Origin of the sequence: Indolivaga macrotermitis, from assembly GCF_900128985.1 — a bacterium.
Lineage (GTDB): Bacteria > Bacteroidota > Bacteroidia > Bacteroidales > Dysgonomonadaceae > Dysgonomonas_A > Dysgonomonas_A macrotermitis.
Genome location: NZ_FQUC01000001.1, coordinates 593,805 through 617,507, shown reverse-complemented (window position 1 = coordinate 617,507; position 23,703 = coordinate 593,805). Strand labels below are relative to the sequence as shown.

The following is a 23,703-nucleotide window of genomic DNA, read 5'->3' as shown; positions in this document are numbered from 1 at the left end:
TTCTCCTTAATGTTTCTTAGCCCGCTTTTCCATCTCATCCCTCAGCAAAGATGCTAGTTCATAATCTTCGTGTTCAATCGCATCGTCAAGCATCGATTGCAGTTCTTCCTGATTAAGCAATGCATATGTATCGGTATAACTGGTACTGTCATTACCGGCAAACATATCTTTAGAGGCTGTTTCCTCATCTCCTTCTGTAAATACTACAGCCAGATCCTGCATTATTTCTTCGGTTGTATATATCTTAGACTTGCTACGCAAAGCAATGCCTATTGCATCCGATGTACGTGACTCTACAGCGACTTCGCGACCTTCCTGACGAAAATAAAGTTTTGAATAAAACACTCCGTTTTCATATTTATAAATAAATACCTCGTCCAACTCGATACCGAAACTTTCCATAAACGAGTAAAACAGGTCGTGGGTTAACGGACGCGGAGGTTCGGTGTTCTGCAACTTAAAGGCAATCGATTGGGCTTCGGGCGTTCCCACAACAATCATCAGGCGGCGCACACCTCCATCTTCAGCCAGCACCAATCCATATGTCCCTGATTGTGTCTGGTTAAACGAAAAGCCTAGAACTGATAATTTAATCTTATTTGCTGCCACTCTCTTTTATAATTTGACTGAAATTGTTATACAATTACACAATACAATCGATTTCTATATCAAAAGTAACCATTTTCGGTGTATCCATAAACCATATATCTGTTTTTTTAGTCAACTTTTCGTCGAAAAAGAGAAATCTCAGAAAAAATAAACAATTATCTTTGCCCTTTCAAACAGATATAATGAAACAATCGTACAAGGAATTTATTAAATACGGATTAGTTGGCGTTATAGGTCTTGGAGTAGAATGGCTTGCCTTTTTTCTGTTTCGCGATTATTTAGGAATTAATTATATTGTATCACATGTGCTCAGCTGTGTTCTTGCTATAATTAACAACTTCCTGCTAAACAGCTTTTTCACATTTAAAGCTACAGACAAAATCGTACAAAGGGCATTGTCTTTTTTCGGAATAGCCGGGATTGGTATTGTTATCAGCACCATCTTACTACCGCTGCTGGTACAGCTTTACGGTTTTATTGTAGGACAATTTGATCTCGAATTTTTCAGTCAGAAGATAATACAAAACATCGCCAAATTGACTACAACCGGCATTATTGCATTCCTGCAATTCTTTTTCAATAAATATTTCACTTTCAAAAAGAAAAGCCAGTAATATCGGGTCTCGTTCCTTTTTGTTACTTTTGCAGATGGTACAACCGGACATTATCAATTCCGGTCTCGTATCATATATACATACAAATGTGTTTCTGTATCTATAAAATCTTCACCAGCAATGACATTTAATGGTAAACATATCGTTTTAGGAATAACAGGTAGTATTGCAGCTTATAAGGCAGCATCGCTTGCCCGCCTTTTTGTAAAAGAAGGTGCCGAGGTGCAAATTATAATAACACCTGCCGGAAAAGAATTTATAACACCTGTCACACTCTCTGCTCTTACAGGTAAACCTGTGATCAGTGAATTCTTCGGTGCGAATGATGGAACCTGGCACAGCCACGTCGATCTCGGGCTTTGGGCTGATTTTATGTTGATCGCGCCTGCCACTGCGTCGACCTTAGGAAAAATGGCTAACGGCATTGCAGATAATATGCTTATCACCACTTATATGTCGATGAAAGCACCTGTATTCATAGCTCCGGCTATGGATCTGGATATGTTTGCACACCCGTCGACCAGTCGCAATATATCTCAGCTTCAGTCGTATGGCAACCATATAATAGAACCGGCTTCGGGAGAATTGGCCAGTCACCTTATAGGAAAAGGACGCATGGAAGAACCCGAAAACATAGTCGGGTTTATTCGTTCTTACTTTGAAAAGCAGGAAAGCCTGTCAAAAAAAAAAATACTGATAACAGCCGGGCCAACTTATGAAAAACTCGATCCTGTCCGTTTTATAGGTAATTATTCTTCAGGAAAAATGGGTTTTGCCCTTGCTGAAGAGTGTGCCCAACGGGGTGCGGAAGTGATTCTAATATCAGGTCCTGTCTCCCTGAAAGTATCTCATCCGAACATCAGGCGTATCGATGTAGAATCGGCCGAAGAAATGTATCAGGCCGCTATTACCGAATTCCCTCAATCGGATGTAGCTATTCTTTGTGCGGCCGTTGCTGATTATCGTCCTAAAGAACAAGCCGATACCAAGCTCAAACGTACGGATGATACAGGTCTTACCCTCGAACTGGTTCCGAATAAGGATATTGCCGCAGCACTCGGAAAAGTAAAACAGCCGGAACAACTACTTATCGGTTTTGCTTTGGAGACGAACAATGAAGAGCAAAACGCGTTAAAAAAGATAGAAAAAAAGAACCTCGATTATATTGTTCTCAACTCATTGCAGGATAAAGGTGCAGGATTCCAGCACGACACCAATAAAATTGCCGTAATTGACAAGCAAGGTAACCGCCGGAATTTTCCGTTGAAGGACAAAAAAGCTGTAGCAAAGGACATTATAGACCAAACCTTAGGCTAACAGATTATAAAACCTATTAATAAAAGATGAACAGATTAACTTACATACTTATTTTATCTCTTTTCAGTATCAACTCTTTTTCTCAGGACTACCGTAGCCCATTGGATATTCCGCTTCTATTGAGTGGTAATTGCGGAGAATTACGGAATAACCACTTCCACGCCGGACTGGATATCAAGACACAAGGCGTAGAAGGCAAATCGGTATATAGTGTTGCCGATGGGTTTGTTTCGAGAATATCAGTTTCACCTTCGGGATACGGTTTGGCACTATATATAGACCACCCGAACGGACAGACCACTGTATATGGGCATCTTAGCCGGTTCAATAAGGAGATAAGTGATTATGTGAAGTCGCAACAATATGCACAGGAAAGTTACAGAGTAAACCTCTCCTTAAAAGCTAATCAGATAAAGGTAAAGAAAGGCGATGTGGTAGCTTATTCGGGAAATACCGGAGGCTCCGGTGGTCCCCACCTGCATTTCGAAATACGGGATACCAAATCGGAGCATGTTCTTGACCCTTTGCCCTTTCTTAAAAGCATGATTCGTGACGAAGTTGCTCCCGAAATCAGGGGTATAGCAGCTTATCCTGTACCCGGAAGAGGTGCTGTCAATAGCACTTTTCTACCTTTACGCCAAACAATCACTAAGCTTAAAGACGGAAGTTATTCTTCTCCTCAAGAGAACATAGAAGCATGGGGACTGATAGGTTTAGGAATTAAAGCATATGACCGGATGTCGGGTACAACTAATATTTATGGAGTGAGGACGATAAGTATGAAAGTGGATGACAAACAGGTATTTTCGTATGATATCTCGCGGTTTGCTTTCGACCAAAGCCGTATGATCAATACCTTTACCGACTTTGTTGACTGGCGGTTGAATAAATCTTTCTATATGTATTCATTCGTCGAGCCGGGTAATACACTCCCCTTTTACCAAACTCAGAACAGCGGTTATATCAATATCAACGAAGAGCGCACATATAATATAGAATATACGTTACAGGATGTGTACGGCAATTCTACCATTTATAAGTTTACAGTAAACGGTAAACAGCAGGATATTCCCCGTCCGTCGGGTTGTTCTCTTGTTATGATCTGGGATCAGGATAATAAATATATCAGCGAACGCTTTTCGCTCATCATCAACAAAGGAAACCTGTATAACGATGTATGTTTTACTTTATCTCAAAGTGCTTCGTCCGATTATTTTTCCGATGTCTTCACAGTTAATCAGGCACCTGTAGCCCTTGATAAGTCGGGCGAAGTAAGGATCAAATTAAACTTCGATCCTTTGAGTAACAAGAAACAATATGGAATAGTACAACTTACAGGCAATCGTAAGTCATGGATAGGAGGAACATATAATAACGGGACAATCTCAGGAAACATCCGTGAACTTGGGGTACGTTTAGCCGTTGCATCCGACACACAGGCTCCTACTATTTCCCCTGTTACTACAGCAGCATCCAAAAAGAAAAAAGCTGCACTACCTAAATCAACCGACTCCATCCGTTTACGTATAACCGATAACCTGAGCGGTGTCGCATCTGTAAGGGGTACTATAGACGGAAAATTCGCTTTATTCGAGAATGATATAAAATCACCTGTATATACATACAAATTCGACCCCGACCGTCTGTCTAAAGGCACACATAACCTGATAGTGGTTGCCACCGATGCTTGTGGAAACAGTACCGAATACAGTACCGAATTTACGTACTAACTATGTAGCACTTATTTGGTATCTATATATCCATCCATACTTTGCGTGATATAGTCTCGCATTTCGTCCACAAGGCGAGGATCTATTTTGTTTTTATCGTAAGCCAGATGTAAACTGTTCGTTGCAGGTATAATACCTCTCCAAACGACCTTTACCTGTCCGTTCTTTAAAGTATCTCCTCCTATCAGATCCGACGATACGGCGAATCCACCACTCATAGTGATAGCCTTTAGTATCGCCATATTATCGGGAATAGCAGCTTTGAGCTTGACAATAGGGCGTTTCAGAAAATTACTTCGCCAAAACCGCCGAATCAGAGGCAGGTTCGTATCATAGGCATACCAACTTTGGGCCTTCAACCATTTTTCGGCCTTCACCAGATCATTATCCGCTATGTATCGGTCAAATTCGGTTGTATCGTGATCCACATTACATACTATCATAAATGATTCTGAATACAAGTATTCATATGTCAGGCTGTCCGGATTTTTGTCCTGCTTAGTTATAAATGCAATATCCAGCTCATCATTCCTTAGCTTATTGATAAGATCCATAGCAAGGCCATATTCGACAACGAGATGTGATTTAACGAGATTCATATTCTGGGATAAATAGGTGTAAAATACCTCGGAAGGAACTCCCAGCCGGATAGTCGGCTCTTTACGGATACTCGACTTCTTAAATTCGATTTCTACCCTTTCCAGATTATCTATCGACTCTACAATCTGCGTATAAAGTAGTTTCCCATATTCGGTCGGAACCATTTTTCGGGGTAACCGTATAAATAGGGCATGACCTATATAGCTCTCTAAAGAAGACAACTGTACACTCACATTTGGCTGCGAAACCATCAGTTCTGTAGCAGCTTTTGTTAATGTCCCCTGCTGATATATTGCTTTAAACGTTCTGTACCATTCTAAGTTTACCATACATCAATACTTATATTAAGCACAAATCTATAAAAATTTTAATAGATTAGTATTAAAACATCTATTTTGATTATAGATAATAGCATCATACCTTTGTATCAAGAAAATCAAAAAAACGTAAACAAAAACAAAAACAAAAAAACGTAAACTTGTATGAAAACTTATTTATTTGCATTGACAGTTCTAGTATTCGCAGCTTCTTGCGGAAACAATCCTAAAAATAAAGTAGAAGGTTCGGATGCTCAATCAGTAGCATCGGGCGAAGGAGTTAATCTGGTAGTAGATACTCAGGCATCATCCATAAACTGGGTAGGTTCTAAACCGGGAGGTGACCACCACGGAACCATCGCCATTAAAGAAGGAGCATTAGCTATTAACGGTGAAAGCGTAGCATCCGGTTCATTTATTATCGACATGAACGCTATTGCAGACAAAGATCTGACCGATGCTAAAATGAACGAAATGTTGGTAAACCACCTGAAAAGCGCCGACTTTTTTGATGTAGCAACTTACCCCGAAAGCAGTTTCGCAATCACTAAAGTAGAAGCAGTTACAGGAAATGATTCTATTACTCATAACGTTAGTGGTAACCTGAAACTGAAAGATGTAGATAAGAATATCACATTCGGTGCTAAAATCACGAAAGAAGGAGATGTATACAAAGCTGTTACTGTACCATTTACAATAGACCGTACACAGTGGAATGTAAAATTCGGATCGAAAAGCCTGTTTGCCGAACTTAAGGATAACATCGTAAACGATAATATCGAATTACAGATAACCATCGTTGCCAAAGCCGCTCAATAAGCCGGACTAAGGATTATATATAAAACGGTTTTGGCAAAACAGAATAGTCAAAGCCGTTTTTTGTTTAAAGAAAGGAGTTTATATGAACCTGCATAGCCTGCACAAACAATTGTCTTATCTTCCGGATACACCGGTTATGCCTGCCCTATTTGTAGGACACGGTTCGCCAATGAATGCGATCGAAGATAATGAGTTCTCTCAAAGATGGAACGAGTTGGGAAATACACTTCCCTATCCAAAGGCTATATTATGTATCTCGGCTCACTGGGAGACCCGTGGGACATTCGTCACAGCTGTAGAACAGCCCAAAACCATTCATGATTTTTATGGTTTTCCCAAGGAATTATTTGCCCAACAATATCCGGTAAAGGGTTTTCCTGAACTGGCAGTGGATATTGCTGACAATTCAAAAAATTTCGGTATTGAACCTGAATATGAATGGGGATTAGATCACGGTAGCTGGAGTATATTGAAACACTTGTATCCAAAAGCCGATATACCTGTTATTCAACTGAGTATTGACTATACAAAGGACATGAATTATCATGTAGAGCTAGCCCGCGAATTTAATTATTTGCGAAGGAAAGGTGTCTTGATTATCGGCAGTGGAAATATGATACATAATCTCCGCATGGTACGTTTGAAAGACGATGATTTCAATACACCCTATGCATATGACTGGGCTATGGAGATAAATGAAAAGTTTAAGGCAAAAATATTGGATAACGATATCCGTTCGCTTACCGAATACAGAACTTTAGACAGTTCCATTAATCTGGCAATCCCATCGGCCGAGCACTATATACCTTTGTTGTATACGCTTGCCCTAAAAGAGAAGGATGAGAATGTTATTATATTCAACGATAGAGTAATTGCAGGATCTTTGTCTATGACATCAGTCATTATCAACTGAGGCGTCAAGTCTCTTAAGGTCTCAGACCTTTTTATTAATAAAAATAAATAGATTTTTTATGAAAACAATATTATACAGGTCCGAAACCAGAGGACACGAACAACATGGCTGGTTAGATGCACGCCACACATTTAGTTTTGCAAATTATTATGATCCCAACCGGATACATTTCGGTGCACTACGTGTACTGAACGACGATATTATAGAAGGAGGTAAAGGATTCGGGACACACGGGCATGATAATATGGAAATTGTCACTATACCTCTCGAAGGAAACTTGAGCCATCAGGATAGCCTCGGACACGGAAGCGTTATCAAATCGGGAGATATACAAGTGATGAGCGCCGGATCGGGTATCAGGCACAGCGAATACAACGGTGAACAGGATATACCTGTGAATATCTTTCAGATATGGATATTTCCGAATAAGAAGAACGTAACTCCGCGATATCAGCAAAAGACATTCGATTTTGCTAATAATAAGAATGTTTTGCACGAAGTCGTTTCTCCTGTCCAAGATGACAATGCTCTTTGGATACATCAGGATGCATGGTTCTCGTTGGGAACATTCGATAACGGCAAGAGTGCAGCATACAAATTAAAATCTGCTGCGAACGGTATTTTCGCAATGGTTATCGAAGGCTCATTCAATGTCGGAGGGGTCGTACTTAACCGAAGGGACGGGCTTGGAATATCAGAAGTCGATGAGATAGAAATCAAAGCCTTGTCTGACAATGCACGCATACTATTAATGGAAGTTCCGATGCAAATATAAATTCTGAAAAGGGAGCTGGCATTCTTCAGTTATGCTCCCTTGCTTTTTTCTTGTATCAATAGTATTTTTGTTTTTGACGAAGAAGCAGCTTTAGAACTAAAGCTGCTTCTCTTTTTGATATTAAGTCTATCAATATTGACACAATATCATAAGCTCCGGATATATTTTACACACAAAATCTTTTGCTTTTCACCTAAAGCAGCTTAATTTTGTAACCAAATGAAACCGAAACAGAAAACATCTACGGTTGTCCGTTCCAAACAGGTCAATTTTTCGTTGAGTGACGAAGAATACAACCTCATGTTGCTATATATAAAGAAATACAAGATTTCGAATAAATCGCGCTGGCTGAGAGAGACAGTTATTGCCCATATACTGAAAAACCTGGAGATGGACTACCCTACCCTTTTCGGTGAAAACGAAATGCGCCGATGAATACTCAGATTCTTGGTGATGAATATTTTATGCGACAGGCTCTGAACGAAGCCCGTTATGCTTTCGAGAAGGACGAAGTTCCTATAGGTGCTGTAGTGGTTTGCCAGAATCGTATTATTGCCCGCGCCCACAACCTCACCGAAACTTTAACAGACGTAACGGCTCATGCCGAAATGCAGGCTATCACTGCCGCAGCAAATGTTTTGGGCGGAAAATACCTGACAGATTGCACCCTATATGTAACTGTAGAACCCTGCCCTATGTGTGCCGGAGCTTTAGGATGGTCACAAATACCCAAAATCGTATACGGTGCGCCGGATATCAAACGTGGATACAGGGATATTGCACCAAAGGCATTGCACCCTAAAACCCAGATCATCGGTGGAGTCTTAGAACAGGAATGTGCTCAGTTGATGCAGGATTTTTTTAAAAATAAACGGTAAGGTCTAACGCACAAATACCCATTCCTTTTCGTCAGACAAGTTTGGCGAGAAAGAATATCCTTCACTATCAAACAACTTAATACCCTCTATATTCTTTATCCGTTTCTGAATAACGAAGCGAGCCATCATCCCTCTCGCTTTCTTGGCATAAACCGTTACTTGTTTATAGCCTTGCAAACTTTGTTCTTTAAATACCGGGGTGATTATCTTTACTCCTTTACACAGATGATTTTTATTAATGACTTTACTGTATTCATTGGACGAGAGGTTAAGCCAGACATTATCATCCGTACTTAGGCGATCATTGAGGTACTCGGTCAGATCACGTCCCCAATATTCGTAAAGGTCTTTTCCCTTGCTATTAGCTAATTTAGCCTGCATTTCCAGCCGGTAAGGTTTTATCATATCCAAAGGGCGAAGTGCCCCGTATAATGCCGAAAGAATAACTAAATGATCTTGCGCAAAATCCCAGTCTTTAGAGGTAAAGGTTGCAGCATCCAAGCCCAGATAAGCCATACCATTATAAGCTGCAGCAGCTTGTTTTCGTGAAGTACGCCTCATATCAAAAGCCTGAATGTATTGATATACTTCTAAGGCTTGTTTGGGATTTACCTTCATCAAGCTACTTATTTCGTTTACATCCAGATCTCTTAGTATATCATTTATTTCAACCGAATTTTCCTCAAATAAAAGTTGCGATGTTTTCTTTGTAGAAACATCAGACGTAAAATCCAGCATCTTCGCAGGCGAAAGCGTTAGTATCATCTATATAATATATTATTTACCGGCAAAGATATGGCAAATAAAGCAAACAGAGCAAATGTTGTCATTTGCCCTGTTTGTTTCCTCTTGAATTATTATTCCGGATTATTTCGCCAAAGTGAAAAGGAACTCCAAACCTCCTTTCGAAAATTTACGGGCATGTATTTCTCCTTTATGTAACTTCACTGCATTTTTCACAATAGATAATCCCAGACCCGAACCTCCTGTTTCGCGGGTACGACCTTCGTTTACACGATAGAAGCGCTCAAATAAGCGAACCATGTGCTGTTCGTCTACACCTATTCCTGTATCGTAATATGAAATGTACACAAACTTATTGTCTTCCATATAATCTTTGATATGTATCTCAATATCTTTTCCGGCATAGTTTATAGTATTGTCCATCAGATTACGAAAAATAGAGTACAGAAGTGTTTCGTTTCCGTGCACTGTCAATTCAGGATTCACTTTTATAAACAGATCGATATTATTAGCTTTCAGTCTGTCGGTGAGATCGATGCGTACTTCATTGATTACCTGTACCAGATTGACCTTATCCATGGTAAACTTATTAGAAGCTTCGTCTATTTTACTTAACAGACTTATGTCCTCTATCAAATTCGATAACCGGATAGATTGTAAGTAAGCTCTTTCGATAAACTGCGATTGGCGTTCGGCCGGCAAATCCTGATCATGTAACGTTTCCAGAAACCCTCTCAGGCTGGTTACAGGTGTACGCAACTCATGAGCTATATTATTAGTCATTTCCTGCTTCAATTGACGGTTTCTTTCTACCTGAGTAACATCCCGGATCGTGATTTCGAAACTCTGGTCATCGAATACAATAACCTGAATATTGAATGTCTTTGCATTCTTTGCCACCTGAAACGCAAGATGGTTATCTCCAAGGCGTTTTGTCTCAAAAAAATCATCGATAGGCTGTAAAACCTTATCTCCGAATATATTGTCGGCATCGAATATCGGCTTATCCACTATCTGGTTGATATTCTGCAGGAAGTGAGAATTGGCATAAATCTTTTTTCTCTTAGGAGAAAAGATGCAAAGACCGGTTTCCGAAAATTGGAAATGTTGGATTAGTTTTTCCCTTTCCAATTCGACTGCCAGCTTACTTTCTTCCCTGAAGTTGAATATATCAACTAGTTCTTTTCCCATATCGCCCAGTTCATCGTCGGGAAATGTGATATCGGTAGGTAAAGGCTGATCGTTTTTCAGCCGGGAAGTTATATCCCTGAGTTTTGTTATTGATTTTTCAAAGCGCCCTGCTACCAGATTCAGTAGAATGAACACAATGACAAACATCACCAAAACGATATATATAAAGAAGTTATCGGGCTGCAATACATTCTTCACCTGTATATTATAAGGCAGGGCAACGCGGACAAAATATTTGCCGAAGAACTTGGCATAGTAGAGATATTCGTGATTCATGGAAGCCGACATACGGATATTCGATCCGTAATCCTGATACAATGCTTTCATTATTTCAGGCCTGTCAAGATGGTTGCCCAGCTGCTTGATGTTCTGAGTATCATTTTCATAGAAAACATTTCCTTCGGCATCGATCAAAGTAACACGCAATTCCTCCGGAAGTATATTTACGACTGTAGGAACAGCTATAGAATCTGATATCGGCAACTGCTTCTGTTCGATATATCTGTGGATAACTTCCACATATCCGTCGAGTTTCGACTCGAGAGCTTCGGTACGGAATTTCCTTTCCTCCCGTTGCTCCGATATAATTATACACAGCGAGAACACTGCGAATATCACAAATATAATACCGAAAAGACGCTGCTTGTAAGTTAACTTCATTGAATATTGACATTAAAATTATAACCGTAGCCTGTACGGTTGACTATATTTTCACCGTAACGTCCTATCTTCTTTCTGAGCCGGGCAATATGGACATCCACTGTACGGTCAAGAACAACTCCATCGCCATCCCATGCCCGGGACAATATTTCGGAACGTGTAAATGTTTTCTCCGTATTTTTCGCCAGTAATACGAGTATATTGAATTCGGTCTTTGTTAAATCGACCAAGTGACCGTCGATATTTACGGTTTTCAGTTTCAGGTCTATTCTAAGGCTTCCAAAAGTAAAGGTCTCTTCCGGGGTAGATAACTGCTTCTGTTCGCTACGTTTCAACACAGATTTCACACGTGCTATTACTTCCTTGATAGAAAAAGGCTTTGATACATAATCGTCTCCTCCGATTGAGAATCCGGTCAGCATATCATTTTCAGTATCGCGGGCTGTAAGGAATATTATGGGAGTATCGTTTCCCGACTTTCGCAACTGGTCAGCAAATTTAAAACCGGATATACCTCCCATCATTACATCCAAAAGTATCAGCTGATGATCGGGGCGAAGTTTTCTCAAAGCATCTTCAGCCGAATCTGCCAAATCGATCTGGTAACCTTCGTTTTCGAGGTTAAACTGTAATATTTCACGGATATCGATCTCGTCGTCAACGATGAGTATCGAAGTGCTTTTATTTTTTGTTTCCATGTCTGATATCCCTTCCTTCTGTCAGGTAAATTGTAGCCTCACTGATATTTGTCGCACTGTCGCCAATCCGCTCCAAATTGTGGGCAATAGCATTTATATTGATAATATTTCTGACTTCGTCTTCGGTCAATGCTTTACCCGAAAATGATGTTTGAGTAAAACGGCTGACATCATGAAAAAGTTTATCAACCTTGTCATCTTCTTCTATAACACCGTACGCCAAAGAACTGTCTTCGTTTGTAAATGAAATAATAGCATTCCGTAGCATTTCATCTACATATTGGAACATTTTACTTATTTGTTTCCGCTCTTCGGCAAACTCGGACAGATGCAGGTTAGTCTCTTTCGAATAATGTATAATATTGAGTAGCATATCTCCTATCCGCTCGAGATTGGTAGTTGTATCCTGATAAGTGATAATCCGTCGCAGATCGGCAGCTTTCGGTGTAAATTGGAATATCGAATATACTACTTCTTCGCGTATCTTTATTTCAAGGCGGTCTATAATCAATTCGTTTGATTCGGCTTCTTCCTGTAACGATTCTATCGTACTATCCTGCAAAAGCTTGGCAGATAGTTGTAATTGAAGTAATACGGTTTGTGATAACAATTCAAAGTCATTCAATAAAACCTTGAGCTGTTTCGATTTCATATTTGTTGTCATAACTTTTCTCCTGTTATTCGTTAGAAATACTTTCTTAAGTATAAATGGCTTTGCACCTATTAACCGAATACACCGGTCAGATAATCTTCGGTTCGTTTATCTTTTGGTTTGGTAAACATCTGCTTAGTTGTATCATATTCAACAAGATGCCCCAGATACATAAACATCGAATTATCAGAGATACGTGCTGCCTGAGACATATTATGTGTAACGATCACAATTGTATAGTGTTCTTTCAATTCCAGAATCAGGTCTTCGATACGGTTAGTAGAGATAGGATCCAGAGCAGAGGTAGGTTCATCCATAAGTAATACTTCGGGTTTGAGTGCTATTGCACGGGCAATACAAAGACGTTGCTGTTGCCCTCCCGATAGGAATGTACCTTTTTTCGATATAGAGTCTTTCACCTCATCCCAAAGAGCTACGCTCCGAAGGCTGTTTTCGACAACTTCGTCCCTATCGGATTTACTGAGTTTGATATTATTCAACTTGTATCCGGCCAGAACATTGTCATAAATACTCATTGTAGGGAACGGATTCGGACGCTGAAAAACCATTCCTGCGAGCCGGCGTACCTTCATCGGATTCATTTTGAAAATATCTTCGCCTTTCAATAATATTTCACCTGTTGTCTGTATTTCGGGATACAGGTCGTGCAGCCGGTTAATCGCCCTGAGTAAAGTACTCTTACCGCAACCTGAGGGTCCCATTATAGCCGTAACCGTATTTTCGCGAATGTTGGCACATACATCTTCCACCGCTTTTTTTTCGGGGGTGTAAGCTACCGACACGTTTTTTAGTTCGAGAATATATTTATCGTTATTTGTATTTATTGTATTTTCCATTTTTTTGAAATTCGTTTAGCGAATATATTGATACCCAATACAAGGAAGAGTAGTAGCAAAGATGATGTCCATACCAATGGAGCCAGATTGGGATCGTTGTAGAATTCCCAGATAAGTAACGAGATCGCACTGGTAGGATGTGTTATGTCCCAATTGACAACCGATGCACCAAGAACAGTTACCAGCAAAGGTGCTGTTTCGCCCATCACTCTCGATATAGCTAGTAACGATCCGGTAAACAGACCGCTGAATGCCGAAGGTAATAATATTCTGAGAACTACGGAAGAATATGAACCCCCTAATGCCAATCCCGCCTCTTTCAGTGAAGCCGGCAGCATCTTCAAGCTCTCTTCCGTCGAACGGATTATCATTGGCAACATCATTATAGCAAGTGATATACCCCCTGCCAGAGCCGAATAACTGTACATAGGTTTTACAACCCATGCGTATACTATTATACCTACTACAATTGAAGGAATACCTTGCAGAAGATCCGACAGACTACGTATCAGTTTGCTAAATGCCCCTTTAGGATTTTCCGCCAGATATATCCCGGTACAAATACCTACCGGAATAGCTAATATTATAGAGATAGCAAGTATCAGTAATGTGCCTGTTATACCATTGAGTATACCACCGGGGATGGGCTCGTTGCTTATCTTGGCAAGCATAGCATCCATAGATGTGGGTGATACTTCTGTAAACAGGCTCAAATTTAATTGTTTATATCCTTTTTTCAGCAGTTCCCAGATAATCAGGAAAAGCGGAATCATAGTTATACCACTGAAAGCACAAACTGCATAGAAGAACAATTTACTCTTGTACTGCCTGTATTTGGATGATGAGAAAATCGTCTTTTTCATTTATTCACAATTTTCATTATATACTTAGCTACAAAGTTGATAGTAGCTGTAATAAGGAACAGCAGCAACCCGATAGCCATTAATGAACTCAACTTTAACCCATCGGCTTCGCCAAACTGGTTGGCAATGATACTCGCCATGGTATTTCCGGTATCGCTTATTGCCATCGGTATATTATTGGTATTACCGATAAGCATGGTCACGGCCATAGTTTCGCCCAGAGCCCGGCCTAATGCCAGTACATATGCAGCCGTAATTCCGGATATGGAGACCGGTAGACTCACTGTACGAATTACTTCCAGTTTTGTAGCGCCCAAACTATAGGCGCCCTCTTTAAGTTCATTCGGAACCATTGAGATAAATTCCGTACTGAGTGACGATGCATAGGGTATAATCATTATAGCCAATATGATAGCTGCTAACAGGACTCCGAATCCTTGTGCACTGAATCCCATATCGATAAGGATCGGACGAAGTACATAGAAGCCCCATAATCCATAAACGATGGAAGGGATACCTGCCAGCAAGTCGACAACGGCACTAACAATAGATGACATACGCGTGCCCCTGAAATATTCGCCATTGAACAAGGCTATAGAAAGGGAAAACGGTATACAGAAAAACAAGGCTAATAACGAGGTGATAAGCGTACCTGTTATAAATGGCAATGCACCGTAACTGTCGTTGACCGAATCCCATTCTGTGGATGATATGAAGTTGAAGAAGCCAAACGCAGAAAATGCACTGATACTTTGTGATACCAAAGCATAAACAACACCTGCCGTCAACAAAAGTATCAGGGCAGATGCTGCAAATAGTATGGCTTTAAATATTTTATCTTTCATTTCGATTGATAAGGTGAGCAATTTTAATTATTAGCCAGAGCTTGTCCGTTGAATGTAATCGAGTTGATTATAGCTTGTGTTTTCTCCACAGCTTTAGCGGACAAAGGAGCATAATGGGTCTTCACTGCCAGATCCTGACCATCTTTGCTGATAATGAATTTCAGCAATGACACCAAGCTTTTTGCCTGCTCTTCGGTACGTTTATTGTAATCCTGCTCTTTGTAAACGATAATCCATGTAAATGTGCTTATCGGATAAGCCTGAGGATTATTTGAATTTGTGATAATCAAGCGTGTATCGTCCGGAATATCAGTTTCAGCCGATGCCGATATACTTTTATCATTAGCTTCGACAAAGTTACCCGAGCTATTTTGTAGGAGCGCTGTAGGAATACTCAGTGCCAGAGCATATTCTGATCCGATATAACCGATCGATCCGACTGTTTCTTTTACAACACCTGCTACACCGGGATTACCTTTGGCGGCAACTCCTTTTGGGAATTTCAACGATTTACCAGTACCCAGTTCTTTGTTCCATACCGAATCTACTTTCGACATATATTCAGAAAATACTGATGTTGTTCCGCTACCATCCGAACGGTAAACCGGAGTGATTGCCTGGTCGGGCAAATTCAGGTCAGGATTTAATGCCTTGATCTTTTCATCGTTCCAGTTGGTAATTACTCCTCTGTACATATCAGAGATAAGCGAAGCATTCAGTTTCAAGCCTTTTACATCAGGCAGGTTATAAGAAACAACCACTGCACCCAACGCTGTAGGGATATGCACCACATCACTGCCCATTTCTTTTAGCTCGGCATCAGATAAGAAAACATCGGTTGCCCCGAAGTCTACGGTCTTATCTTTCAAACTACGTATTCCACCACCACTACCTACTGCGCCATAAGTAACGTTATTACCCGACACTTCGGTAAATTTCTTGAATACAAGGTTGTAATAAGGTGCAGGAAATGTTGCGCCTGCTCCTGAGAGTTTAGGAGACGAATTACAACTGGTCAAAGCCACTACTGCTGCAATGGCGATAAATAATAGGTTTTTCATATTCTTTGTTATAACGTAATGTTTCATAAATTGTCTTTTATTTTCTGATACAATATTATTGTGAAAATGTAACAGAATTATAACACTTTTGTTACGTTATTGTTAAGAAGATATTCGTTAAACAATCAGGAAAGTAACTATCTGTATACCAATGGCTATTTAGATAAGAATCTTTTCCTCTAAACTATTACAATTATAGCTTGTCAGTTTTTCTCTCAGCCTTAATCCCCAAAAGAGGTAATATTATGAACAAAAAAACGCACATTTGGGATGTACGTTTCTATAAGGAATTCCAAGAATTAAAACATCAGAGATTAATCTCGAAATTCACAAAAATATATTGTTCCGATTTACTTCTGTCGGGATTGATATTTCGGAAGTTAGGAGATATTTTCAATTGCTTCAAAGGCTGGTATTCTATACCCATTATGATAAACTGCCCATCGAGGCTATTCCATTCACTGCCGAAACTTTCCGGTTTATCGGAGTCCATCAGGTCATAACGTCCGTATACCCTCCATTTATCGGCAATTTTACCTGAAGCATAGAACGAATAACCATAATAATCTTTACCCTGAATGAATCCCTTGTTGAAAACCTTATTAAATTCGGCTCCTCCCGAAATAATGGAATTCTGATAACCGGCAAAAAGAGCAAGAGACTTCTGATCGGAATATTTTCCGTCTGTTACGCCTTCCGGTAAGGCATCCCGCAAATCTTCGCCATCGTTATATATATCTCCGTATACACGGAATACCATATTTTTCAAAGGCGAGACTGTTAGTCCGGCAGCATAGCGGGTACTGTTGTTCTTCTCTACTTGTTTATATCCCTCCCCGTTGGTAAGGCTAAGGTCTGCCGAAAGATAATCGTTAATCTTATATTGAGCTGTTACTCCCAGATCTACACTCGGAGCCATTTTATTCCTGTCCTGAAAAGATTTCTCTACATAGCGGTGCTTCCAGTAATTTTCCTGAAGGCTGAACTGCAATAGCCCTATCTCACCGACACTGATATCGAACCCCTTGTCCTGCCAGCGGATAAATGCATTACGTACATATACTTCGAGCTTTCCATCCGCGTTTTTTCCGGAAGCTCCATCTATTATAACCTGTGCCTGCAATGTACGTGATATCTGGTAACTGTAGCCTAAAAAAGCGCGGGTAAGATCAAAACCCGATTCGTTATTAACCGATCCGAAACCCTGGCTATAATCGAAAAAGCTACGGGCTATAATCCGCCCTGATGGCTTGAATTCTGTAGTATCCTGCGCTAAGGCTCTCTTTGCCGTAAAAAGAAATGCTACAGTAACAAAAAAGAAATAAGGTAGTCGCATTTTTTCAAGAATAATTATGTATTTCTTGCAAAGAACATGTAATATCATTTCGTTTTTATTACCAATCTGTTACAAATTAGTTAAGTTGTTTTTGTGCATTATAGTAACAACTCCAAAGCCTCGGCTACAACAAAGTTACTGCCTCCTATAAATACAACATCCTGCTTATCCGAATCGGCTATCGCTGTATTCACTGCATCCTGTACGGTATGATGTCTCGATCCGCTCAATCCATGGTTTTCGCCCAGCTTAGCTAATTCCTCTTCATCCAAAGCTCTAGCAATATTGGCTTTGGTAAAGTAATACACAGCTGACTTAGGCAACAATTCAAGCACATGGTTAATATCTTTATCATTTACCATACCGATAACAATCCTGAGATTATCGCATGGTTCGGACTGAAGCTGTTCGGCCACATATTTTATGCCCCCTACATTGTGTCCTGTATCACAAATAATCTTCGGGTCAAATTGTTTAATTATCTGCCAACGTCCCATTAATCCGGTTATTTCGGTAACTAGTCCGAATCCCGAATAAACGGACTGGATTGTTGTATGTATGCCTTGTTTTCGTAGTACATCGATAGCACATAAGACTGTTGCTGCATTTTTGATTTGTGGTAAACCACCCAGTTCCCCTTTCAGGTTAGGGAATGTATCTGTCTGGAATAACCACGCTCCGCTATCCAGTTTATCGGCTGCCAGAATACGATTTTGGTCTTCTGCAAAAATGATAGGTGCATCTACCGAAGCTGCCTTTTCTTCGAACACCCTGCGTACCTCACCTTCTGCTTCACCTATAATTACAGGAATATACGGTTTGATTATGCCTGCTTTTTCTGCAGCTATCTTAGGCAATGTATCTCCGAGAAACTGAGTGTGATCTAAACTGATATTTGTAATAACCGAAACAATGGGTGTTATGATATTCGTACTGTCGAGACGTCCTCCCAAGCCTACTTCTATCATAGCTATATCAACTTCTTCATCAGCAAAATAACAGAATGCCATCATCATTGTCAACTCAAAAAATGAAGGATGGATACTTTCATAATGATCCTTATGACGGGCTACGAAATCTATAACATACTGCTCTGATATCTTCTCGCCATTCACCCGGATGCGTTCCCTGAAATCGACCAGGTGGGGCGACGTATATAGTCCGACTTTATAGCCCGACTGTTGCAGTATTGCCGCCAGAAGGTGAGATGTGGAACCTTTTCCGTTAGTACCTGCAATATGTACTGTCTTATACTTGCGATGGGGATGCCCGAAATACTTATCGAGGGCAAGACTGTTATCCAGCCCTTCTTTATAGGCACTGCCTCCCACATGTTGATATACAGGAAGCTGATTGTACAAATATTGTACTGTTTCTTGATAATTCATAATTAAAGCAACGGAGTAAATAACCGTAAAAACGATTCGGCAAAACGCTTGTGCCGGGGACGCTTATTCCATGTTTCCAGAGCAATCAGGTCTGAACACTGCATATCGTCGAGAAATATATTTTTGGCAGCCAAAGCTGTTTCCCTGTTATAAATAAATGCATCTATCTCGAAGTTATGCTCGAAACTTCGTACATCCATGTTTGCAGAGCCCGTAATAGTAAGATTATCATCGATAACCATGAGTTTGGAATGCAGGAATCCTGCTGTGAAAAGATGTATCTTAACCTTCGATTCCAGAAAATCTTTGATAAAAGACATGGATGCAATCTGTACAAATGTCGTATCCGAATTCTGGGGAATCATTATACGCACATCTACCCCCGACAAAGCTGCCGTTTGTAAAGCCAGCATCAGAGCATCCGTCGGGATAAGGTAAGGTGTTTGTATATAGATGTATTCTTTTGCATTGGTTATTGCCTGAAATATTCCCTGATGGATTTCCTTAAACTCGCCTGTCGGCCCACTGGTTGCAATCTGCATCAGGTTATTGCCTTTGGATTCTAACTGCGGATAATATTTATTTGATGTAAGAAACTCATTACGTGACGCATACCAGTCGATAACGAATGAAGTCTGCAGCCCATGAACAGCTCTTCCTTCGAGTTTGAAATGGCTATCGCGCCAAATTCCCGAACCGTTACCTTCAATATAACGGTCAGCTATGTTCATCCCTCCCATAAAGCCTACTTCACCGTCTATTACAACTACTTTTCGGTGATTACGGTAATTAACCCGACTAGTCAGTATCGGAAATGCAACTTTCAGGAATGGAGTCACTTGCACTCCTCCGGCTTCCATCTCCTTATAAAATTTCTTTTTGGATTTCCATGCACCCATAGCATCGTACAATACACGAACTTCGACACCTTCGCGTGCCTTTTCTATCAACAGGTCTTTTACCTTATGACCGATCTTGTCGTCCATAAAGATGTAGTACTGTAGATGAATGTGTTTGGTTGCTTTCTTTATTTCTTCAAACAGGGCTTCGAATTTGCTTTCGCCATCACTGTAAAAGGTTATTTTATTACCTCCATATAAAGGGCAATTATTTACCTTGTTCAGCAAGTTGATCAGCCCCTTGTATTCGACAGGAGGATTTAGTGATTCTTTTAGTTCGGTACGTTCCAGTGTTTTCCGGTTCAGTCTCTTGTGCATTTTGCGCGAGATAAGCCTTTGCTTGCGGTGGTCTTCTCCGAAAAAGTAATAGAATATGAGCCCTACCAAAGGAAGAAGTAAAAGTACCAGTACCCATGCTATTGTTTTCAACGGATTCCGGTTTTCGGAAATCACAACGATCACAACACCCAATGCCGTAAGAATATACAGAAGCTGAAATACGAGTATAAAGTTGTTTGCCGAAAATACTTCCAGCACCGATTTGATATTAATATTTAAAAGCAGATCAGTCAACAGTTAGTTTATTTTTAAGGTTCCGAACCTATTTATTACATTGGTTACAATATATTATTAAATACTTACCGGTACTCAATTCTCGTCCGGAGTATCCAGTATCCGGAGTAAATCTTCTTTAAGTATTGTCCTGTCCCACGAGTACGTTTTGTCATATACTTCGAGATACCTGACCAGATCAAGGGCTATATATAATTGATCTATTTCCTTCAGATCGACTATTTCGTACTTGGTGAGTAATATTTTGGCGTATTGTTCCAATAATTCGGCATCTGCTATTTTCTCGATAATCATAGCTGCCGTATCGGATTGCTTTGTTCCAAAGTGAGACTGAAAAAAAGACAAGCAATCGCCGATTATTTCTTTTTGCTCCTCTTTATCGGCGCTTTCCTGCGATTGCCGTAACTGTTGAAGTTTTGCAAAGAACTCTTCAATCAGGCGTTGTAGATAATCTTTTTTTCGCTGTTGCAACATTTCTTCTTACAATTATCCCTTTATCTCCTTACTATCTATAAACATACAGATAAGGGCTCCGATTGTATAACAAACTATATCGCCCCAACTGAATGATGATCCTATAATTATACGCATTACTTTGTTGTCTTGCAAATTCAGTATCTCGACCAAATTGAAATATTGCCCGATCTCTACTGCATAAGCAAACAGCAATACACCTATTGCTATATATAACGGCTTAGCTGATATAAATGATTTAAAGAAATAGTACATTAACATTACCACTAAAACATCGCCGCCATACGGACGTATAATACGATCATTGACAAAGAGTGCAATTAGCACTTCTATAGCAAATATAAGTAAAAATACCAAGAATGATATATAGTCGAATCTCAATTTAAAAAGTGTGTTATTTTCTATATTTATCATCGGTTTCGTCTTCCAATATATTTAAGTACGATTTGTAACGGCTTTCGCTGATATAGTGATTTTCGACCGCTTCGCGGACAGCACAGCCGGGTTCGTTTATATGGATACAGTTGTTAAAACGGCAGTTGTGCGAAAATTTGAATATTTCGGGGAAATAGTGCCCTATCTCTTCAGTCTCCATATCTACCGTACCGAAACCTTTTATTCCGGGAGTGTCGATAATGAATCCGCCCTGAGGCAACTCCATCATTTCGGAAAAAGTAGTCGTATGCATTCCTTTTCCATGAAAATCGGAAATAGCTCCGGTCTTAAGCCGGGAGTCCGGAACAAGGGCATTGATCAATGTAGACTTTCCGACGCCGGAATGCCCCGAGAAAAGGGTTATTTTGCCCTTCAGCTTATCTTTCAATTCATCCAGGCCTGTCTGATTTAGTGCCGAAATCTTGTGACACGGATAGCCGATATATTCGTACAGATCGATAAGGGCATCCATATATTCCATTTCGTCCTCGTCATACAGGTCTACTTTATTAAACAACAAGTTAACCGGTATACGGTAAGCCTCGGCCGATGCCAGAAAACGGTCTATAAATACAGTTGTAGTTATGGGTTTGGTTACGGTCACGATAAGGAAGCACAGATCGAGATTGGCTGCAATGATATGCGAATGCTTTGACAGGTTAGACGATTTGCGGATGATGTAATTCTTCCGGTCGAGAATCTCGGTGATAACCCCTGTGCCGTCTTCATTCAGGATAATAGAGACCCTGTCGCCAACTGCAATAGGATTGGTACTTTTGATTTCTTTCAGACGGAAATTGCCTTTCAGCTTACATTCCACATCCGAACCTTCATCAGTCCTAACCTGATACCAACTTCCTGTATTTTTAATAACCAGACCTTCCATTCACGGCTTTTGTATTATTGTAAAAAAGAGCAAAGAACCAAGGACTTATTCTCCTAAGCTCTTCACTCTGTATACTATTTATAAGTTTGCAATAGAGCTTATACTGTAAGTATTTCTTTCTCTTTTGCAGCAAATAATTCGTCTATCATCTTAATATACTTATCATGTATCTTCTGGATAGATGCCTCAGCATCTTTCGCTACATCCTCAGGAGTACCTTCTTTTACCGACTTTTTCACAGCATCGATTACATCGCGGCGGGCGTTACGAACACTGATTTTCGCATCTTCCGACTCTTGTTTCGATTGTTTTACGAGTGCTTTACGGCGCTCTTCGGTCAACGGAGGAATACCCAAACGGATCATTTCACCATTGTTATCAGGATTTAATCCAAGATCAGAATTGATTATCGCTGTTTCTATTTCCCTCAGCATCGCCTTTTCCCAAGGTTGGATAATAATGGTACGCGCATCGGGTGTATTAATAGAAGCAACACTACTCAGAGGAGTCAGGCTTCCGTAATAGTCTACTTTTATACCGTCTAAGATACGGGGATTTGCTTTTCCCGCACGGATATGAGCCAGCGATTCTTCTAAGAATTCAACTGAACTCAGCATCTTCGATTCCGCTTTTTTCTCTAGCTCTTTTATATCTGCCATTGTCTTTATATGATATGTATTATATTATTTAATTCAAATTATAAATAATCCCTTGCACTCTGTCAAGCATGAACGTAAGTCCCTATATTCTCGCCTTTTATCACTTTAGCAAGATTACCGACTGTGTCCATATCGAAAACGACAATAGGAAAATCGTTTTCCTTACACATAGTGGTGGCTGTCAGGTCCATCACTTTAAGCCCTTTATTGTATACCTCGTCATATGAGATCTTTTCATACTTTGTTGCAGTAGGGTCTTTTTCGGGATCGGCAGTATATACACCATCCACACGTGTTCCTTTAAGCATTACATCTGCTTCGATCTCGATTCCTCTCAAAGCCGAACCCGTATCGGTAGTGAAGAACGGATTACCTGTTCCGCAAGAGATGATGGCCACTTCGCCATTTTCCATAGCTTCTATTGCTTTCCACTTTGAATAGAATTCGCCGATCGGCTCCATACGGATAGCAGTCAGCACACGGGCTTTTTGTCCAATGGCAACAAGGGCAGAACTCAGTCCAAGGCTGTTGATCACGGTTGCGAGCATTCCCATTTGGTCGCCTTTCACCCTGTCATACCCTTTCGATGCACCGCTCAATCCACGGAAAATATTTCCGCCGCCGATGACGATACCTACCTGTACTCCCATTTCAACAACCTCTTTTATCTGGGTAGCATATTCCGAAAGACGTTTTTCGTCTATTCCGTGCTGCTGTTCTCCCATCAAAGATTCTCCGCTAAGCTTTAGTAAAACCCGTTTATATTTTGCCATTAATCTGATTATTCAGGTCGCAGACCTTGTTTAATTTCTATTGTCTTTTTTTCTTGACATAAAAATGCAAGTACAAAACTAATAAAATTTGTGTGAAATAAAATGTACAGATATAAAATTCCAAAGCAAGCGCATGA

The 23,703-nt window shown here is 40.2% G+C and carries 26 protein-coding genes; 8 read left to right on the top strand and 18 right to left on the bottom strand.

The window, feature by feature from the left end; all coding sequences use genetic code 11:
• Positions 1–6: 6 nt before the first annotated feature.
• On the bottom strand, positions 7–609 hold the full coding sequence (locus BUC12_RS02470; RefSeq protein WP_062175580.1) for a bifunctional nuclease family protein: 603 nt from the start codon (positions 607–609) through the stop codon (positions 7–9).
• A 182-nt stretch (positions 610–791) separates the two neighbouring features.
• Between BUC12_RS02470 and BUC12_RS02465 the strand changes: the two genes are divergently transcribed.
• From BUC12_RS02465 to BUC12_RS02455, 3 genes are all read left to right on the top strand, one after another.
• Positions 792–1,223, top strand: a complete 432-nt coding sequence (locus tag BUC12_RS02465; RefSeq protein ID WP_062175579.1) for a GtrA family protein — start codon at positions 792–794, stop codon at positions 1,221–1,223.
• A gap of 120 nt (positions 1,224–1,343) precedes the next feature.
• Positions 1,344–2,540: a bifunctional phosphopantothenoylcysteine decarboxylase/phosphopantothenate--cysteine ligase CoaBC gene (coaBC, locus tag BUC12_RS02460; RefSeq protein WP_062175578.1), complete on the top strand. Its 1,197-nt coding sequence runs from the start codon at positions 1,344–1,346 to the stop codon at positions 2,538–2,540.
• A gap of 26 nt (positions 2,541–2,566) precedes the next feature.
• A complete protein-coding gene (locus BUC12_RS02455; protein ID WP_062175577.1) occupies positions 2,567–4,270 on the top strand; it encodes a M23 family metallopeptidase in 1,704 nt (567 codons plus the stop codon).
• An 11-nt stretch (positions 4,271–4,281) separates the two neighbouring features.
• On the opposite strand, the gene BUC12_RS02450 is transcribed toward BUC12_RS02455, so the two are convergent.
• Positions 4,282–5,199 (bottom strand): LysR family transcriptional regulator, encoded by a 918-nt coding sequence (locus tag BUC12_RS02450; RefSeq protein WP_062175576.1) that lies wholly within the window; start codon positions 5,197–5,199, stop codon positions 4,282–4,284.
• A gap of 153 nt (positions 5,200–5,352) precedes the next feature.
• Here BUC12_RS02450 and BUC12_RS02445 point away from each other — a divergent pair, with 153 nt between their 5' ends.
• The 5 genes from BUC12_RS02445 to BUC12_RS02425 all read left to right on the top strand — a co-directional run bounded on the left by BUC12_RS02445 (position 5,353) and on the right by BUC12_RS02425 (position 8,572).
• Complete coding sequence (locus BUC12_RS02445) at positions 5,353–6,006, top strand: YceI family protein (RefSeq protein WP_062175575.1); 654 nt, start codon at positions 5,353–5,355, stop codon at positions 6,004–6,006.
• 82 nt (positions 6,007–6,088) lie between these two features.
• Entirely contained in the window at positions 6,089–6,919 is an 831-nt protein-coding gene (ygiD, locus tag BUC12_RS02440; protein WP_062175574.1) for a 4,5-DOPA-extradiol-dioxygenase, read from the top strand.
• 58 nt (positions 6,920–6,977) lie between these two features.
• A complete protein-coding gene (locus BUC12_RS02435) occupies positions 6,978–7,694 on the top strand; it encodes a pirin family protein (RefSeq protein ID WP_062175573.1) in 717 nt (238 codons plus the stop codon).
• A gap of 219 nt (positions 7,695–7,913) precedes the next feature.
• Positions 7,914–8,129: a hypothetical protein gene (locus BUC12_RS02430; protein ID WP_062175572.1), complete on the top strand. Its 216-nt coding sequence runs from the start codon at positions 7,914–7,916 to the stop codon at positions 8,127–8,129.
• Positions 8,126–8,572, top strand: a complete 447-nt coding sequence (locus BUC12_RS02425; protein WP_062175571.1) for a nucleoside deaminase — start codon at positions 8,126–8,128, stop codon at positions 8,570–8,572. Before BUC12_RS02430 ends, BUC12_RS02425 begins: the two co-directional genes overlap by 4 nt.
• 3 nt (positions 8,573–8,575) lie before the next feature.
• On the opposite strand, the gene yaaA is transcribed toward BUC12_RS02425, so the two are convergent.
• The 16 genes from yaaA to pyrH all read right to left on the bottom strand — a co-directional run bounded on the left by yaaA (position 8,576) and on the right by pyrH (position 23,566).
• Complete coding sequence (yaaA, locus tag BUC12_RS02420) at positions 8,576–9,337, bottom strand: peroxide stress protein YaaA (protein WP_062175570.1); 762 nt, start codon at positions 9,335–9,337, stop codon at positions 8,576–8,578.
• Positions 9,338–9,439: 102 nt separating this feature from the next.
• Positions 9,440–11,167 carry a sensor histidine kinase gene (locus BUC12_RS02415; protein WP_062175569.1) on the bottom strand — a complete coding sequence of 576 codons (1,728 nt, stop codon included), beginning with the start codon at positions 11,165–11,167 and terminating at the stop codon, positions 9,440–9,442.
• The gene (locus tag BUC12_RS02410) at positions 11,164–11,865 is read right to left on the bottom strand and encodes a response regulator transcription factor (RefSeq protein ID WP_062175568.1); all 702 of its coding nucleotides are present in this window, start codon (positions 11,863–11,865) and stop codon (positions 11,164–11,166) included. The genes BUC12_RS02415 and BUC12_RS02410 overlap by 4 nt, the downstream gene beginning before the upstream one ends.
• Positions 11,849–12,529 carry a phosphate signaling complex protein PhoU gene (phoU, locus tag BUC12_RS02405; protein ID WP_062175567.1) on the bottom strand — a complete coding sequence of 227 codons (681 nt, stop codon included), beginning with the start codon at positions 12,527–12,529 and terminating at the stop codon, positions 11,849–11,851. Before phoU ends, BUC12_RS02410 begins: the two co-directional genes overlap by 17 nt.
• A gap of 59 nt (positions 12,530–12,588) precedes the next feature.
• Complete coding sequence (pstB, locus tag BUC12_RS02400) at positions 12,589–13,374, bottom strand: phosphate ABC transporter ATP-binding protein PstB (RefSeq protein ID WP_062175566.1); 786 nt, start codon at positions 13,372–13,374, stop codon at positions 12,589–12,591.
• The gene (gene pstA, locus BUC12_RS02395) at positions 13,359–14,237 is read right to left on the bottom strand and encodes a phosphate ABC transporter permease PstA (RefSeq protein ID WP_062175565.1); all 879 of its coding nucleotides are present in this window, start codon (positions 14,235–14,237) and stop codon (positions 13,359–13,361) included. Before pstA ends, pstB begins: the two co-directional genes overlap by 16 nt.
• Positions 14,234–15,082: a phosphate ABC transporter permease subunit PstC gene (pstC, locus tag BUC12_RS02390; protein WP_062175564.1), complete on the bottom strand. Its 849-nt coding sequence runs from the start codon at positions 15,080–15,082 to the stop codon at positions 14,234–14,236. Before pstC ends, pstA begins: the two co-directional genes overlap by 4 nt.
• Positions 15,083–15,105: 23 nt before the next feature.
• Positions 15,106–16,143, bottom strand: a complete 1,038-nt coding sequence (pstS, locus tag BUC12_RS02385) for a phosphate ABC transporter substrate-binding protein PstS (RefSeq protein WP_062175863.1) — start codon at positions 16,141–16,143, stop codon at positions 15,106–15,108.
• 307 nt (positions 16,144–16,450) lie between these two features.
• The gene (locus BUC12_RS02380; RefSeq protein ID WP_062175861.1) at positions 16,451–17,479 is read right to left on the bottom strand and encodes an outer membrane beta-barrel protein; all 1,029 of its coding nucleotides are present in this window, start codon (positions 17,477–17,479) and stop codon (positions 16,451–16,453) included.
• A 98-nt stretch (positions 17,480–17,577) separates the two neighbouring features.
• Positions 17,578–18,867 carry a bifunctional folylpolyglutamate synthase/dihydrofolate synthase gene (locus BUC12_RS02375; RefSeq protein WP_062175563.1) on the bottom strand — a complete coding sequence of 430 codons (1,290 nt, stop codon included), beginning with the start codon at positions 18,865–18,867 and terminating at the stop codon, positions 17,578–17,580.
• A gap of 2 nt (positions 18,868–18,869) precedes the next feature.
• The gene (gene cls / locus BUC12_RS02370) at positions 18,870–20,303 is read right to left on the bottom strand and encodes a cardiolipin synthase (protein WP_394333923.1); all 1,434 of its coding nucleotides are present in this window, start codon (positions 20,301–20,303) and stop codon (positions 18,870–18,872) included.
• A gap of 111 nt (positions 20,304–20,414) precedes the next feature.
• Positions 20,415–20,813: a hypothetical protein gene (locus BUC12_RS02365; RefSeq protein ID WP_062175562.1), complete on the bottom strand. Its 399-nt coding sequence runs from the start codon at positions 20,811–20,813 to the stop codon at positions 20,415–20,417.
• Between the two features lie 12 nt (positions 20,814–20,825).
• Complete coding sequence (locus BUC12_RS02360; RefSeq protein WP_062175561.1) at positions 20,826–21,227, bottom strand: ribosomal maturation YjgA family protein; 402 nt, start codon at positions 21,225–21,227, stop codon at positions 20,826–20,828.
• The gene (rsgA, locus tag BUC12_RS02355; protein WP_062175560.1) at positions 21,208–22,134 is read right to left on the bottom strand and encodes a ribosome small subunit-dependent GTPase A; all 927 of its coding nucleotides are present in this window, start codon (positions 22,132–22,134) and stop codon (positions 21,208–21,210) included. The genes BUC12_RS02360 and rsgA overlap by 20 nt, the downstream gene beginning before the upstream one ends.
• 98 nt (positions 22,135–22,232) lie before the next feature.
• Positions 22,233–22,793, bottom strand: a complete 561-nt coding sequence (gene frr, locus BUC12_RS02350) for a ribosome recycling factor (RefSeq protein WP_062175559.1) — start codon at positions 22,791–22,793, stop codon at positions 22,233–22,235.
• Positions 22,794–22,855: 62 nt separating this feature from the next.
• Positions 22,856–23,566 carry a UMP kinase gene (gene pyrH, locus BUC12_RS02345; RefSeq protein ID WP_062175558.1) on the bottom strand — a complete coding sequence of 237 codons (711 nt, stop codon included), beginning with the start codon at positions 23,564–23,566 and terminating at the stop codon, positions 22,856–22,858.
• Between the last annotated feature and the right edge of the window lie 137 nt (positions 23,567–23,703).

Coding starts and splice junctions, on each gene's coding strand:
- pstA (WP_062175565.1), bottom strand. CDS start 14,237: ATGAAAAAGACGATTTTCTCATCATCCAAATACAGGCAGTACAAGAGT.
- BUC12_RS02430 (WP_062175572.1), top strand. CDS start 7,914: ATGAAACCGAAACAGAAAACATCTACGGTTGTCCGTTCCAAACAGGTC.
- BUC12_RS02455 (WP_062175577.1), top strand. CDS start 2,567: ATGAACAGATTAACTTACATACTTATTTTATCTCTTTTCAGTATCAAC.
- BUC12_RS02445 (WP_062175575.1), top strand. CDS start 5,353: ATGAAAACTTATTTATTTGCATTGACAGTTCTAGTATTCGCAGCTTCT.
- pstS (WP_062175863.1), bottom strand. CDS start 16,143: ATGAAAAACCTATTATTTATCGCCATTGCAGCAGTAGTGGCTTTGACC.
- BUC12_RS02410 (WP_062175568.1), bottom strand. CDS start 11,865: ATGGAAACAAAAAATAAAAGCACTTCGATACTCATCGTTGACGACGAG.
- coaBC (WP_062175578.1), top strand. CDS start 1,344: ATGACATTTAATGGTAAACATATCGTTTTAGGAATAACAGGTAGTATT.
- BUC12_RS02365 (WP_062175562.1), bottom strand. CDS start 20,813: ATGTTGCAACAGCGAAAAAAAGATTATCTACAACGCCTGATTGAAGAG.
- rsgA (WP_062175560.1), bottom strand. CDS start 22,134: ATGGAAGGTCTGGTTATTAAAAATACAGGAAGTTGGTATCAGGTTAGG.
- pstB (WP_062175566.1), bottom strand. CDS start 13,374: ATGGAAAATACAATAAATACAAATAACGATAAATATATTCTCGAACTA.
- BUC12_RS02450 (WP_062175576.1), bottom strand. CDS start 5,199: ATGGTAAACTTAGAATGGTACAGAACGTTTAAAGCAATATATCAGCAG.
- frr (WP_062175559.1), bottom strand. CDS start 22,793: ATGGCAGATATAAAAGAGCTAGAGAAAAAAGCGGAATCGAAGATGCTG.
- BUC12_RS02360 (WP_062175561.1), bottom strand. CDS start 21,227: ATGATAAATATAGAAAATAACACACTTTTTAAATTGAGATTCGACTAT.
- BUC12_RS02425 (WP_062175571.1), top strand. CDS start 8,126: ATGAATACTCAGATTCTTGGTGATGAATATTTTATGCGACAGGCTCTG.
- ygiD (WP_062175574.1), top strand. CDS start 6,089: ATGAACCTGCATAGCCTGCACAAACAATTGTCTTATCTTCCGGATACA.
- BUC12_RS02415 (WP_062175569.1), bottom strand. CDS start 11,167: ATGAAGTTAACTTACAAGCAGCGTCTTTTCGGTATTATATTTGTGATA.
- pstC (WP_062175564.1), bottom strand. CDS start 15,082: ATGAAAGATAAAATATTTAAAGCCATACTATTTGCAGCATCTGCCCTG.
- BUC12_RS02465 (WP_062175579.1), top strand. CDS start 792: ATGAAACAATCGTACAAGGAATTTATTAAATACGGATTAGTTGGCGTT.
- BUC12_RS02380 (WP_062175861.1), bottom strand. CDS start 17,479: ATGCGACTACCTTATTTCTTTTTTGTTACTGTAGCATTTCTTTTTACG.
- BUC12_RS02375 (WP_062175563.1), bottom strand. CDS start 18,867: ATGAATTATCAAGAAACAGTACAATATTTGTACAATCAGCTTCCTGTA.
- phoU (WP_062175567.1), bottom strand. CDS start 12,529: ATGACAACAAATATGAAATCGAAACAGCTCAAGGTTTTATTGAATGAC.
- yaaA (WP_062175570.1), bottom strand. CDS start 9,337: ATGATACTAACGCTTTCGCCTGCGAAGATGCTGGATTTTACGTCTGAT.
- BUC12_RS02435 (WP_062175573.1), top strand. CDS start 6,978: ATGAAAACAATATTATACAGGTCCGAAACCAGAGGACACGAACAACAT.
- pyrH (WP_062175558.1), bottom strand. CDS start 23,566: ATGGCAAAATATAAACGGGTTTTACTAAAGCTTAGCGGAGAATCTTTG.